Source organism: Streptomyces sp. AK08-02 (assembly GCF_033795085.1).
GTDB lineage: Bacteria > Actinomycetota > Actinomycetes > Streptomycetales > Streptomycetaceae > Streptomyces > Streptomyces echiniscabiei.
In genome coordinates this window covers 110,933-124,086 of sequence record NZ_JARAZV010000014.1, presented here as the reverse complement: position 1 = coordinate 124,086, position 13,154 = coordinate 110,933, and the positions used below count along the sequence as shown (strand labels likewise).

The 13,154-nt window shown below is 70.0% G+C and carries 10 protein-coding genes and 1 pseudogene; 7 read left to right on the top strand and 4 right to left on the bottom strand.

Going from position 1 to position 13,154, the window contains the following annotated elements:
* Window positions 1-142: 142 nt before the first annotated feature.
* Window positions 143-451: pseudogene (locus tag PV734_RS28565) on the bottom strand (ATP-binding protein); the annotation flags it as partial.
* 241 nt (window positions 452-692) lie between these two features.
* Here PV734_RS28565 and PV734_RS28560 point away from each other — a divergent pair.
* Together PV734_RS28560 and PV734_RS28555 are read left to right on the top strand one after the other, a co-directional pair.
* Complete coding sequence (locus tag PV734_RS28560; RefSeq protein ID WP_319292595.1) at window positions 693-1,523, top strand: helix-turn-helix transcriptional regulator; 831 nt, start codon at window positions 693-695, stop codon at window positions 1,521-1,523.
* On the top strand, window positions 1,520-1,723 hold the full coding sequence (locus tag PV734_RS28555) for a DUF397 domain-containing protein (protein ID WP_319292594.1): 204 nt from the start codon (window positions 1,520-1,522) through the stop codon (window positions 1,721-1,723). Before PV734_RS28560 ends, PV734_RS28555 begins: the two co-directional genes overlap by 4 nt.
* Window positions 1,724-1,796: 73 nt before the next feature.
* On the opposite strand, the gene PV734_RS28550 is transcribed toward PV734_RS28555, so the two are convergent.
* A complete protein-coding gene (locus PV734_RS28550) occupies window positions 1,797-2,342 on the bottom strand; it encodes a class IV adenylate cyclase (RefSeq protein WP_319292593.1) in 546 nt (181 codons plus the stop codon).
* 415 nt (window positions 2,343-2,757) lie between these two features.
* On the opposite strand from PV734_RS28550, the gene mfd reads away from it, so the two are divergent.
* The gene (mfd, locus tag PV734_RS28545) at window positions 2,758-6,288 is read left to right on the top strand and encodes a transcription-repair coupling factor (RefSeq protein WP_319292592.1); all 3,531 of its coding nucleotides are present in this window, start codon (window positions 2,758-2,760) and stop codon (window positions 6,286-6,288) included.
* Between the two features lie 170 nt (window positions 6,289-6,458).
* Here the strand turns inward: mfd and PV734_RS28540 are convergent, their stop codons facing one another.
* Window positions 6,459-6,647, bottom strand: a complete 189-nt coding sequence (locus PV734_RS28540) for an antitoxin (RefSeq protein ID WP_319096750.1) — start codon at window positions 6,645-6,647, stop codon at window positions 6,459-6,461.
* A gap of 175 nt (window positions 6,648-6,822) precedes the next feature.
* Between PV734_RS28540 and PV734_RS28535 the strand changes: the two genes are divergently transcribed.
* Together PV734_RS28535 and PV734_RS28530 are read left to right on the top strand one after the other, a co-directional pair.
* On the top strand, window positions 6,823-7,563 hold the full coding sequence (locus tag PV734_RS28535; RefSeq protein WP_319096876.1) for an HNH endonuclease family protein: 741 nt from the start codon (window positions 6,823-6,825) through the stop codon (window positions 7,561-7,563).
* Between the two features lie 246 nt (window positions 7,564-7,809).
* Window positions 7,810-8,559: a GNAT family N-acetyltransferase gene (locus tag PV734_RS28530; protein WP_319292591.1), complete on the top strand. Its 750-nt coding sequence runs from the start codon at window positions 7,810-7,812 to the stop codon at window positions 8,557-8,559.
* Between the two features lie 54 nt (window positions 8,560-8,613).
* On the opposite strand, the gene PV734_RS28525 is transcribed toward PV734_RS28530, so the two are convergent.
* Window positions 8,614-9,429 (bottom strand): hypothetical protein, encoded by an 816-nt coding sequence (locus PV734_RS28525; protein ID WP_319292590.1) that lies wholly within the window; start codon window positions 9,427-9,429, stop codon window positions 8,614-8,616.
* 368 nt (window positions 9,430-9,797) lie between these two features.
* On the opposite strand from PV734_RS28525, the gene PV734_RS28520 reads away from it, so the two are divergent.
* Together PV734_RS28520 and PV734_RS28515 are read left to right on the top strand one after the other, a co-directional pair.
* Window positions 9,798-12,134, top strand: a complete 2,337-nt coding sequence (locus tag PV734_RS28520; protein ID WP_319292589.1) for an N-6 DNA methylase — start codon at window positions 9,798-9,800, stop codon at window positions 12,132-12,134.
* 254 nt (window positions 12,135-12,388) lie between these two features.
* A complete protein-coding gene (locus PV734_RS28515) occupies window positions 12,389-13,123 on the top strand; it encodes a hypothetical protein (protein ID WP_319292588.1) in 735 nt (244 codons plus the stop codon).
* Window positions 13,124-13,154 lie beyond the last annotated feature (31 nt).

Here is a 13,154-nt window from a genome sequence, read left to right as displayed (position 1 = left end):
GGTGAGCGTTCTTGACGCTCACCGAGGCCGCCGACGCGTGGTGCATGCGCGGGCGGCCTCCGGTCGGTACGCGCAGCTCGGCCCAGACGGTCTTGCCGGGGGCGGCAGGGCGAGGGGTGACGCCCCAGTCGTCCGCGAGAGCGGCCACGAGGAGCAGGCCTCGGCCGGACTCGGATGCCGGGTCGGGGGTCAGGGGTGCGGACGGGGGCAGCTTCTCGGCGCGGGTGTCGGTCACCTCGATGCGGAAGGTGCCCTTGGCCAGGGTGAGTTGGAGGTGGAAGTCCCGGCCGGGGACGTGACCGTGGCGTACGGCGTTGGCGGTCAGTTCTGCCGTGATGAGGGTGAGGGTCTCGTTGGGCGGGGTCGTGTAGGGGTGGCCCCAGTCGTTCAGGCGGTGCGAGACGAGCCGGCGGGCGAGGCGGGCGCCGCGTGGGGTCGATGTGAAGCGCATGGTGAACTCGCGTTCGGGCGCGGGGTGCTGTGGCATATGCCCGTTGGGGGGAGTTGCTGACTTCATGAGGTCAACGGTCGTCGACTCTGAGTAGCGTTGACCAGGAGTGACGCGCTGACGGGCACGGGCTGTACACGTGGGCGGTGCGGTTGTACGTGATGGTGGGCGTGACCGGTTTCCGGGCCGTGCGTTGGGCGGGCGGTGTCCGGTGACTTGATGGTCGTACGGGAGGAGTCGCGGCGTGGACGACGAGGTTCAGCAGCCGGAGTACGAGTTCGGGGCGGGCATTCTCCATGTGTTCGGGCGGCAGTTGAAGCTCTTCCGGGAGCGGGCGGGGATGGACCGCGCGAAGCTCGGGTCGCTGACCGGGTACTCGGCCTCGACGATCGCGTCGTTCGAGCAGGCGAGACGCATTCCGCCGCCGAAGCTCATCGACCTGGCCGATGAAGTGCTGGGGGCGGGTGGGGTGTTGAGCGCGAGCAAGGAGGAGATGGCTCGGGCCCAGTATCCGGCGTTCTTCCGGGACGCGGCCAAGTTGGAGGCCGAGGCGGTTGTACTGCATGTGTACGCCACCCAGGCGGTGCCAGGACTCTTGCAGACCGAGGAGTATGCGCGGGCGGTCTTCGCCATGTGGCGCCCGCAGCTGGACGAAGAGGTCATTGAGCAGCGGTTGGCCGCCCGACTGGCACGACAGGCGATCTTCGACCGGCGGCCCGTTCCGCATCTGAGTTTCGTGGTGGAGGAAGCTGTACTTCTGCGGCCGCTCGGTGGTGCAGCGGTATGGCGGGGGCAGTTGGAGCAGCTCCTGCTCATCGAGGAGAAGCGGAACGTGGAGATCCAGGTGATGCCGCTCTCCCGCCAGGAACATGCGGGATTGGCTGGACCGTTCACCTTGATGGAAATGAAGGATGGGCACAGGATCACCTACGCGGAGGTACAAGGCGACAGCCGTGTGCACACGGAGCGCCAGAGGGTCCGAGAGCTTGAACGTACGTACGGAACTCTGCGCGCGCAGGCCCACACTCCGGCAGAATCACGGGCGTTGATCGAGGAACTGTTGGGAGAGAGATGAGCGGGGAAAAGGCCAGGCTCGGCCTGGACGGACTGGCCTGGTTCAAGAGCAGTTACAGCGCTGGCAACGGCGGCGAATGCGTCGAGGTAGCCGCCCGCCCCGCCAGGGTCCACGTCCGCGACTCGAAGGACACAACCCGCGCCGCACTCGCCGTAGAACCCACGGCGTGGACCGCGTTCGTCGAGTTCGCGGCACTCTGAGCCGGGACACCCCGAGCCCAACAGGTCAACTACTGGCGGGGTGGGGAACGGGTGACAACCGCTGAACGCCGGATCAGGTGAAGAGGAGCGTGGGCTCCGAGAGGATGTCACGACCGACTTCGCTCTTGTAGATCAGATCGATGCTGCCGAAGCGGGCCTGGCCGTAGTCCAGGCCGAGCTCCGCCACCGCCTCCTTCACGGCTGCCTCGGAAGGGCCTTCGATCTCCAGGAAGGTGGGCAGGTCGGGCCAGGTGTCGAAGTCGTAGGTCACACCACCCAGTTGCCATTCTTCGCGGTAGTTCTGCTGGTAGCGGACCTGTCGCAGGCCGAGCGCCGCGAGGAGTTCCGCGGTCTTGGCCAGATCGTCGACCTCGATCTCGATCTCGGTGGTCCCGTGGATGTGCGTCGCGTCGGTGACCTGCTTCAGGGTGAGCGTGGTCCTGCCGCCCTCGTCACGCAACCGCAGCCACTGCTCGCCTTGCACGGTGTCGTTCTCGAAGATCAGGCGGGTGAACATGGTCTTGGGGAAGACCTGTTCCGCCCCGGCGGTGCGCAGAGCGCCGAGGGTGCCCTCCACGTCGATCTCCAGGAACTTCGCTTCGTATTCGTTCTGCGCCACGGTTCTCCTTGTCATGTGACGGTCTGAGCGGTCAGGTCGTGGAAGACTTCCCCGCCTCAGCCTGGGCATTGTCCCCAAGTCCACCCCCACCTTCATCTGGCCGGGCAACGCGTTTTCGATGTTCGACAGCCGACTCGTCCTCGCCGAGACCTACTCGGCCGAGCTCTCCGTCACCCACCCCGAGAAAACGAGCCGTACTTCCTCGACGCGCCTCACCTCGGCCACATCGGCACGCTCCTTGTTCGCGCGGTCGCTGGCCCACGCTGAAGAGGACGGTCATGTGGGGCTGGCGTTGTCCACAGGCGCGGCGCGGGTGGACGCGGCGACGTACGCTGGAGGCTCCCCGGCCCGTCACACGTGTCGGGCGGTTCGCGTTGCCCAACCCTCACAGTCCACGCCTCACGAAAGCTCGCTCATGAGTCTGCACGGTCTGCTCGACGTCGTAGTCAAGGACGCCGCCCTCGCGGAAGCGATCAAGGCCGCCGGCGACGGCAACCGTATGCACGTCGACCTGGTCGGACCACCCGCCGCGCGCCCCTTCGCGGTCGCCGCGCTGGCGCGGGAGGCCGGGCGGCCCGTGCTGGCAGTCACCGCCACCGGCCGCGAGGCCGAGGATCTCGCCGCCGCCCTGAGAACGCTGCTGCCGCCGGACACGGTCGCCGAGTACCCGGCCTGGGAGACCCTCCCGCACGAACGCCTCTCGCCCCGCAGCGACACCGTCGGCCGCCGCCTCGCCGTACTGCGCCGCCTCGCGCACCCCAGCCCCGACGACCCGGAGACCGGCCCGGTGTCGGTCGTCGTGGCCCCCGTTCGTTCCGTACTCCAGCCGCAGGTCAAGGGGCTCGGCGAGCTGGAGCCGGTCGCGCTGCGCACCGGATCGACCGCCGACCTGGGCACCGTCGTCGAGGCGCTGGCCGCCGCCGCGTACTCCCGCGTCGAGCTGATCGAGAAGCGCGGCGAGTTCGCCGTACGCGGCGGCATGCTCGACGTGTTCCCGCCCACCGAGGAACACCCCCTCCGGGTGGAGTTCTGGGGCGACGACATCGAGGAGATCCGCTACTTCAAGGTCGCCGACCAGCGCTCCCTGGAAGTCGCCGAGCACGGACTGTGGGCGCCGCCCTGCCGCGAGCTGCTGCTCACCGACGAGGTGCGGGAGCGGGCCGCGGCCCTCGCCGAGGCACACCCTGAGCTGGGAGAACTGCTCGGCAAGATCGCCGAGGGGATCGCGGTCGAGGGCATGGAGTCCCTCGCCCCCGTACTCGTCGACGACATGGAACTGCTGATCGACGTGCTGCCCAAGGGCTCCATGGCCGTCGTGTGCGACCCGGAGCGGGTCCGGACGCGGGCCGCCGACCTGGTGGCGACCAGCCACGAGTTCCTCCAGGCATCCTGGGCGGCCACCGCGGGCGGCGGCGAGGCGCCCATCGACGTCGGCGCGGCCTCCCTGTGGTCCATCGCGGACGTACGGGACCGGGCGCGCGAGCTGGACATGATGTGGTGGTCCGTCTCGCCCTTCGCCGCCGACGAGGAGCTGGACGCCGACACCCTCAAGCTCGGCATGCACGCGCCCGAGACCTACCGCGGGGACACCGCGAAGGCGCTCGCCGACACCAAGGGCTGGCTCGCGGACGGCTGGCGCACGGTGTTCGTCACCGAGGCGCACGGCCCGGCCGCCCGTACGGTCGAGGTGCTCGGCGGGGAAGGCATCGCGGCCCGCCTGGAGGCCGATCTGACCTCCCTGACGCCCTCCGTCGTGCAGGTGGCGTGCGGCTCGATCGACTTCGGGTTCGTCGACACGAAGCTCAAGCTCGCCGTGCTCACCGAGACCGACCTCTCCGGGCAGAAGGCCGCCGGCAAGGACGGCGCCCGTATGCCCGCCCGGCGCCGCAAGACCATCGACCCGCTGACCCTCGAGACCGGCGACTACATCGTGCACGAGCAGCACGGTGTGGGCCGGTACATCGAGATGGTCCAGCGGACCGTGCAGGGCGCGACCCGCGAGTACCTCGTGGTCGAGTACGCGCCGGCCAAGCGCGGCCAGCCCGGTGACCGCCTCTACATCCCCACCGACCAGCTCGAACAGATCACCAAGTACGTCGGCGGCGAGGCGCCCACCCTGCACCGCCTCGGCGGCGCCGACTGGACGAAGACCAAGGCGCGAGCCAAGAAGGCCGTCAAGGAGATCGCCGCCGATCTCATCAAGCTGTACAGCGCGCGCATGGCGGCCCCCGGGCACGCCTTCGGGCCCGACACCCCCTGGCAGCGCGAGCTGGAGGACGCCTTCCCGTACGCCGAGACGCCCGACCAGCTGACCACGATCGCCGAGGTCAAGGAGGACATGGAGAAGACGGTCCCGATGGACCGCCTGATCTGCGGAGACGTCGGCTACGGCAAGACGGAGATCGCCGTCCGCGCCGCCTTCAAGGCCGTCCAGGACGGCAAGCAGGTCGCCGTCCTCGTGCCCACAACTCTCCTTGTCCAGCAGCACTTCGGCACCTTCGGCGAGCGCTACTCACAATTCCCGGTCAACGTAAGGGCGTTGAGCCGCTTCCAGTCGGACACCGAGTCGAAGGCCACCCTGGAGGGCCTGCGCGAGGGCTCGGTCGACGTCGTCATCGGCACCCACCGGCTCTTCTCCTCCGAGACCAGGTTCAAGGACCTCGGGCTCGTCATCGTCGACGAGGAGCAGCGGTTCGGCGTCGAGCACAAGGAACAGCTGAAGAAGCTGCGCGCCAACGTCGACGTGCTGACCATGTCCGCCACCCCCATCCCCCGTACGCTCGAAATGGCGGTCACCGGCATCCGTGAGATGTCGACGATCACCACCCCGCCGGAGGAACGCCACCCGGTGCTGACCTTCGTCGGCCCCTACGAGGAGAAGCAGATCGGCGCCGCGATCCGCCGCGAACTCCTGCGCGAGGGCCAGGTGTTCTACATCCACAACCGGGTCGAGTCCATCGACCGGGCGGCGGCACGGCTCCGCGAGATCGTCCCCGAGGCACGCATCGCGACCGCCCACGGCCAGATGTCCGAGCAGGCGCTGGAGCAGGTCGTCGTCGACTTCTGGGAGAAGCGCTACGACGTCCTCGTGTCGACGACGATCGTCGAGTCCGGCATCGACATCTCCAACGCCAACACCCTCATCGTGGAGCGCGGCGACAACTTCGGCCTCTCCCAACTCCACCAGCTGCGCGGGCGAGTCGGGCGCGGGAGGGAGCGCGGATACGCGTACTTCCTGTACCCCCCGGAGAAGCCCCTGACCGAGACCGCCCACGAACGGCTCGCGACCATCGCCCAGCACACCGAGATGGGCGCCGGCATGTACGTCGCCATGAAGGACCTGGAGATCCGGGGCGCCGGAAACCTCCTCGGCGGCGAACAGTCCGGCCATATCGCGGGAGTCGGCTTCGACCTCTACGTACGGATGGTCGGCGAGGCCGTCGCGGACTACCGGGCCTCGCTGGAGGGCGGGGTGGAGGAGGAGCCGCCGCTGGAGGTCAAGATCGAGCTCCCCGTCGACGCCCACGTCCCGCACGACTACGCCCCCGGCGAGCGCCTGCGCCTCGCGGCCTACCGTGCCATCGCCTCCGCGAACACGGAGGCCGACATCAAGGCCGTACGGGAGGAACTCGTCGACCGCTACGGCAAGTTGCCCGAGCCGGTCGAGAACCTGCTGCTCGTGGCGGGGCTGCGGATGCTCGCGCGGGCCTGCGGAGTCGGCGACATCGTGCTCCAGGGCGCCAACATCCGCTTCTCGCCGGTGGAGTTGAGGGAGTCGCAGGAGCTCCGGCTCAAGCGCCTCTATCCGGGGACGGTCATCAAGCCGACCGCGCACCAGATCCTCGTACCGCGCCCCAAGACGGCGAAGGTCGGCGGAAAGCCGGTGGTCGGACGGGAGTTGCTGGGCTGGACCGGCGAGTTCCTGGCTTCGATCCTGGGTTCGTGAGCGAGCAGGCGGTGCACTGCGGCACAGCGCACCGCGGTGAGGAACAGGCAGCAGGGCAGAGGCCGTAGGGAACAGTGAGCGGCAACAGGGAGCCGCCCACGACCTGTTGGTGGGGGTCGTGGGCGGCTTCTCCTGCTGGTGAGCCGAGGATTCTGCCGGCCTCCGGCGCTCTACGGCTGGTCGGGCCTGTCGCGATCACGGTCCATGCCCATCGCGCCCTCGGCTCTCCGCTGCGCGTCGTCGACCTGGCTCGTGTACTTGTCGCCCGTCTTCTCGTTGATCTTCTTTTCCGCGGCGTCGGAGGCGTTCTGCCCCGTCTTGCCGCGCATCTGGTCCTTGATCTTGTCGAAGATGCCCATCCAGGAGCTCCTTCCGGAGGTGAGTCAGCATCGACGATACGCCCGGTATGCGGAATACGCCCCTTGAGTACCGGTGGGCGCCCTGTGGCGGGGAGAGCGCGCCCGCTAGCCTGTCGACCAGCGGAAATCCGCGGGCGGGGACGTGAACGGGGCAGCAGGGGAGGGACGTAGCGTGGTGTGTCTGAGGGGTGGGGGCGTCGCCGCCGCAGTACTCGTGGTGGTGTTCGGCGTCAGCGGGTGCAACGGCGAGACCCTGGGGTCGGCCGGGCCCGAGAAGAGCGCGAGCGGTGCGGCAGGCGGGGGAGGCGGCGGTGGAGCGGCACTCACGGCCGTCGACTCGCTGACCGTGAAGGGAAGGGCTCCCAAGACGGGCTACTCCCGGGACCGGTTCGGCACCGCGTGGGCGGACACCGACTCCAACAAGTGCGATACGCGCGACGACATCCTCAAGCGGGACCTGGCCGACGTGCGGTTCCGCAGCGGCGGCTGCAAGGTGTCCGCCGGGGAACTGAAGCCCGACCCCTACAGCGGCAAGGACGTGACGTTCACGCGGGGCCGCAGCGAGGTGGACATAGACCACATCGTCGCCCTCTCCGACGCCTGGCAGAAGGGCGCCAAGTACTGGGACGCCAGCAAGCGCATAGCCCTGGCCAACGATCCGCTCAACCTCCGTGCCGTCGACGCGAGCACCAACCGCAGCAAGGGTGACGGCGACACGGCGACCTGGCTGCCGCCCAACAAGGCGTACCGCTGCACGTATGTCGCCAACCAGGTCGCCGTGAAGAAGAAGTACCAACTGTGGGTCACGGAGGCGGAGAAGGCCGCGATGAAGAAGGTGCTGTCGGGATGCGCCGGGCAGAAGCTGCCGACCGGCGGCAACCCCACCGAGGCGCCCGCGCGGTTCCACGCGAACTGAGGTTGGGGCGGGGGAGTTGTGGACCGGGGTTGGTTGGTGAGGCCGGGTTGGTGTGGGCGTCTCTGGGGGCTGCCGCCCCCAGGCCCCCGCTTCGGCCCTAAGGGGGCTCGTCCTCAAGCTCCCCCAGAGGGGGGACCCCCGGACGGGCTGAGGAGCGCCACTCGGCGCTGAAGGGTGCCGTCCGGGACTGAAGGGTGTGCCGTCCGGGACTGGGGCGTGGGCCGCGATCCGGTTACCGTGACGGCCATGGAGCTGAAGGTCTCGTCCCTCGCCGAGCGCCCCGAGATGTATTGTCGGGTCGTCGAAATGCCCGACACCTGGCCCGAGTTGATGCAGCACGACTTCACGGGCAACGCCCACTACGACCGCATCGCCACGGAACTCCCCGAGCACGTCCTGTTCGCCGAGGACGAGCGGGGCGAGGTCGTCGCCCACGCCTACAGCGTGCCCTTCGCGCTCGCGGCCGAGGGGCGGGGCGGCGGCGAACTGCCCGCCCGGGGCTGGGACCAGGTCCTGGTGTGGGCGTTCCAGGACCTGCGCGCCGGTACCCGCCCGGACACGGTGAGCGCGATCTCGATCGTCGTCTCCCCGCAGGCCCAGGGCACGGGACTGTCCGGACGTATGCTCGCGGCGATGCGGGACAACGCCGCCGCCCACGGCTTCCGCGAGGTCGTCGCCCCGGTCCGGCCGAGCGCCAAGCACCTCGAACCGCGGACGCCGATCGCCGAGTACGCGTACCGGGTGCGCGAGGACGGCCTGCCCTACGACCCGTGGCTGCGCGTGCACGCCCGAGCCGGCGCCGCCATCGTCGCCGTGGCACCGGCGTCGATGTGCGTCGCGGCCTCGCTGGAGGAGTGGCGCGCCTGGACCGGCCTGCCGTTCGACAGCGAGGGCGAGGTGGAGGTACCCGGCGCGCTGGTACCGGTGCGGTGCGACCTGGCGCACGGGTACGGGGTCTATGTGGAGCCCAACGTGTGGATGCGGCACACTCTGTGACCGCCGTCCACGGTCCCTGACGTCCGACAGGTCCGCCGGGTTCAACGGTCCGGCTCAGCCGCCCAGTGCGTCCAGGTCGAGGATCTCGCCGGTGGGCTTCCGGACGGAGACCGGCTTGTCGTATTCGCTGAAGACGACGGTTCCGGGGTCCTTCGCCGACTTGCTGTCGACGCGCAGGAGATAGGGCTTGCCCTCGCTGGCGACGTACATCGTGTACGTGTCCTTGCCGTCCTTCTCCGTCACGAGGACAGCGGGCTTACCGTCGACGGTCGTGGTGGCGCCGCGCGTCACCCCGGAGCCGGTCCCGGAAGTGCCGTCCTTGAAGTCGGCGAGCACGCTGTCCAGGTCGCAGAAGCCCGCGAGGTCCTTGGCGTCGGAGCCGGTCGTGGCCATCTTGGTCCACTTGCCGGCCAGCATCGCCACGACCCCGTCGGTCTCCTCCTTCGACGAACCCTCGCTCTGCGCTCGCAGGAACTTCTCGTCGTACTTCATGTAGAGGGTGCTGCCGGACTTCACGAGGTCGGCCTTGCCCTGACCGTTCATGCTCATCGTCCCGGCACACTCGCCCCGCTTGTCGAGGGCCATGTCGATCCGGATCGTGCCGCCGCTCTCGTCGTCCGGAACATCGCCCGTCATACGGAGCGACGAGGCGCCCGAGGTGGCCGTCAGCGCTCGTTCGGCTATCTCGTCCCCGGACAGCCCGGCGAACGGGTCCTTCGTCTTTTCGGCGGCGGCGGTATCGGTCGCGGTCTTGTCGGACGCTTTGTCGGTCGTCCTGTCGCTCGTCCTGTTCCCGCCGGTCTGGCAGCCGGCGACCCCGGCGACAGTGACGGCGGTGAGGCAGAGGGCGGCAAGTGTGGTTCGGCGCATGGGATTTCCTTCGACGTTTCCTGATGAGGGCGAACTGAGCTGAGAGCGCTGCCGAGAAGCGCGGACGAGCGCTGAGAGGTGTGGGCGGCGGTGGCGTAGTCCCCGGCGCTTCGCCACCGCCGCCCGGCCTTCCGCCCTCTTTCGGCGGCCCCTCGTTCGCTGGGTCAATAACAGCAGACCGTGTGAACCGAGTCAACACGATTCACACGACGACTCATGTACACGGTCGTGAAGGGGTAGATCTTGTGCACGCCGGTATGCTCGGCGTCACACGTTGAACGAGGGTGTACGACCAGGGCTGTGTACAGGCGACCAGAGCCGCGCACAGGCACACCGAGGCCGTGCACGGGACGAGGGGAGCGCGGCGCGTGCAGGACAACGCCACGGAAGTGACCGCCGCCGGTATCGCACGGCTCGCAGGCGTCGGCCGCGCCGCCGTCAGCAACTGGCGCCGCCGTCACGCCGACTTCCCCAAGCCGGTCGGCGGCACCGAGACCAGCCCCGCGTTCGCCCTCGCCGAGGTCGAATCCTGGCTCCGCCACCAGGGCAAACTTGCCGAAGTGCCCCTCCGTGAACGCGTCTGGCAGCAACTCGTCGGCCACCCCGACGGGCCGGCCACCGCCCTCGTCCACGCGGGCTGTGTTCTCCTGCTCATCCACGACCGCCCCACTGTCTGGCTCGAACTCGGCGCGGTCTCCGACGAACGCCTCGCCGCCCGTCTGCCCGCCGCGCTGGAACAGGTGATCGCGCCGCGCTTTGGCCTCGGCGGAAAGCGCGGTGTTCACACCTCGCCCGCCGTGCGGGGAGTTCACAGGGAGTCGGTCGAACAGGGGGTTCACAGTCCGGCTGGTGTGCGAGGAGTTCACACTCCGGCGGTCGGACGCGTTGTGTCGGCTGTGAACGAGCCCGAGGGTGTGAACGCTTCGGATGCTGTGAACGTCGCGCCCGGCGTACACGCCTCCCCTCCCGCAACCGGCGTTCACACCACCTCCGCCCCACCCGGCGTACACAGCTCACCCGCCGTTCACACCACCCCTGCTCCACCAGCCGTACACACCCCCACCGGCCCCGCACTCCTCCCCTCCGTCCCCCTTCTCCGGGGAGTCGCCGAGCTCGCCGCCGAGATGGGGGCGCGGCAGGCCTACGAGTTCCTGGTCGGGCGGCATCTCGACGCCAACCCGCGGCAGTACACGCTCACCCCGGCCGAGCTCGCCCGCCTCATGGGGGACCTCGCCGGTCCGGCGCGCACCGTGCTCGATCCGGCCTGTGGCACCGGCGCACTGCTGCGCGCCGTCCCCGTGCGCGGCGCGCGGGAGGTCGAACGGGACGATGCCGAGCGGGAGTTGTACGGGCAGGACAGCGCCCCGGAGCTGGCCGCGCTCACCGCCCTCCGGCTCGCGCTCCAGGGGCAGAACGTCGTGCGCACGGCCGTTGGGGACACGCTTCGCAGTGACGCGTATCCCGGGCTCAGGGCAGACGCCGTCCTCTGTCATCCGCCGTTCAACGAGCGCAACTGGGGGCACGACGAACTCGCGTACGACGCTCGCTGGGAGTACGGGTTCCCGGCCCGCAACGAGTCCGAGCTGGCCTGGGTGCAGCACGCGCTCGCGCGGCTCAAGGACGGCGGCACCGCCGTACTGCTGATGCCGCCCGCCGCGGCCTCCCGGCGTTCGGGGCGCCGTATCCGCGCGGATCTGCTGCGGCGCGGGGCGCTGCGCGCGGTGATCGCGCTGCCGGTCGGCGCGGCACCCCCGTACAACATCCCGCTGCACCTGTGGGTGCTGCGGCGGCCCGGCAAGGCGCCCGCGCAGCCCGAGGTGCTGCTCGCCGACACCGGGACCGTCGCCGAGCACACCGGGCGCGGCGGGCTCGACTGGGAGGCCGTGCGTACGGCCGTCCTCGATGCCTGGCGGCCCTTCGAGCGGGCCGGGACGGCGGTCGAGCGGCCGGGGGTGGCGCGTTCCGTCCCCGTCATCGAACTCCTCGACGACGACGTGGACCTCGCCCCCGCCCGTCACCTCCCGCCGGCCACCGCGGGCGACGGCGAGCAGCTGAGCGACGTACGGGAGCGGCTCGGCGAGACCCTGCGACTGACGGCGGACCTCACTCCGCCCGCCCCCGCCGGACCCGTGGACGGGCAGGCCGGGCGTTGGCCGCTGATCACCATCGGCGAACTCGCGCGCGGGGGTGCCCTGGTGATGCGTACGGGCGGAAACGGCGGCCACGCGCGCGTGCCCGTGCTCACCGACCAGGACGTCCTCGCCGGCACCGCTCCCTCCGGCTCACTGCCCGAGAGCGACGACGAGGCGGTGCGGGTGGAGGTGGGTGACGTCGTCGTGCCGGTGCTGGGCGGCGGGTCCGTCGCGCGGGTGGTCGACGAGGTGACCGCGGGGGCCGTTCTCGGCCGCAGCCTCGTCCTCCTGAGGCCCGATCCGGCCGCCCTCGACCCGTGGTTCCTCGCCGGGTTCCTGCGCGGCACCGCCAACAACCGGCAGGCCAGCAGCTACGCGTCCACCGCGACCCGGCTCGACGTGCGCCGACTGCAACTGCCCCGGCTGCCCCTGGACGAACAGCGGCGCTACGGCGCCCGGTTCAGGGCACTCGCCGAGTTCGAGGAGGCCCTGCGGCACGCGGGCCGTCTCGGCGGACAGCTCGTGCGGGGTATGTACGACGGGCTGACGGACGGGACCGTCGCGCCAGACTGAGCGGGCGGAAAACGCGTATCGGAAGGTACGCGGGCGCGTGCACGTGCGTACATGGACGTATCAACTGATGAGCTGCACAACGGTTCGGTACAACCCGGGACCTGTTGTCGGTGTCGACCTATACGCTCGACACGCTCGACGCGATGTTCGTCCTCGTCAGGCGATCGGGTCCAGGTGATCGGGTTCGGACGATCAGGTCGGGCCAGTCGGGCGAGCTGGTCCAGTCGCGCAGGTTCAGTCGATCAGGAGCAACCATGTCAGGCCACGGCTACCCGCAGCCGGTGAAGCAGCCGCCCCCGAGCGGGTGGCTGGTCTTCCTGCGTGTGCTCTTCGTGGTGATGTCCGTCATGAGCTGCGGCCTCCTGACCTGGACGATGCTGCTGCGGCTGGCCATCGTGACCCGCAAGGCGCTCGACTGGGGCCTGTTCGTCGCCGTAGTGGCGGCCGACATCCTCGGCCTCGTCCTGCTGGGAAACGAGCCCGGTGAGGACATCCACACCCCGGGCGGCTACACGGGCCTCGTGCTGCTCCTCGGCACCCTGGCGATCATGATCGGGTACTACATCGCCGCGGACATACGCCACTTCAGCCGGCTCCGTCAGGCCGCCTCCGCCGGCCCGCAGCACCCCGGGTACATCCCGCAGCAGGCCCCGCAGGCGTACGGCTACCCACAGCCCCCCGTGGGGTTCCAGCCCCAGCCCCCGTCGCCGTACACCGTCACGCCCCCGTACCAGCCCCAGCCCCACACGCCGGTACCCCAGAACCATGGCCAGACCCCGATACCCCAGCCCCCCGTGGGCGGCCCGCCCGTCGACCCGCCGCGCCCCGCGCCCGCCCGTATCGACCAGGTCCGCGCCGAACTCGACGAGCTCAGCGACTTCCTGCGCCGCAACGACGGCAGCGGCAGCAATGGCAGCGGCAGCAACGGCAGCGGCAGCAACGGGAGCGGCACCAACAACAGCGGCGGCGGCCACGAGGGCGGACGGTGAGCGTGGCGACCGGACGCGTCATCGCCGACCG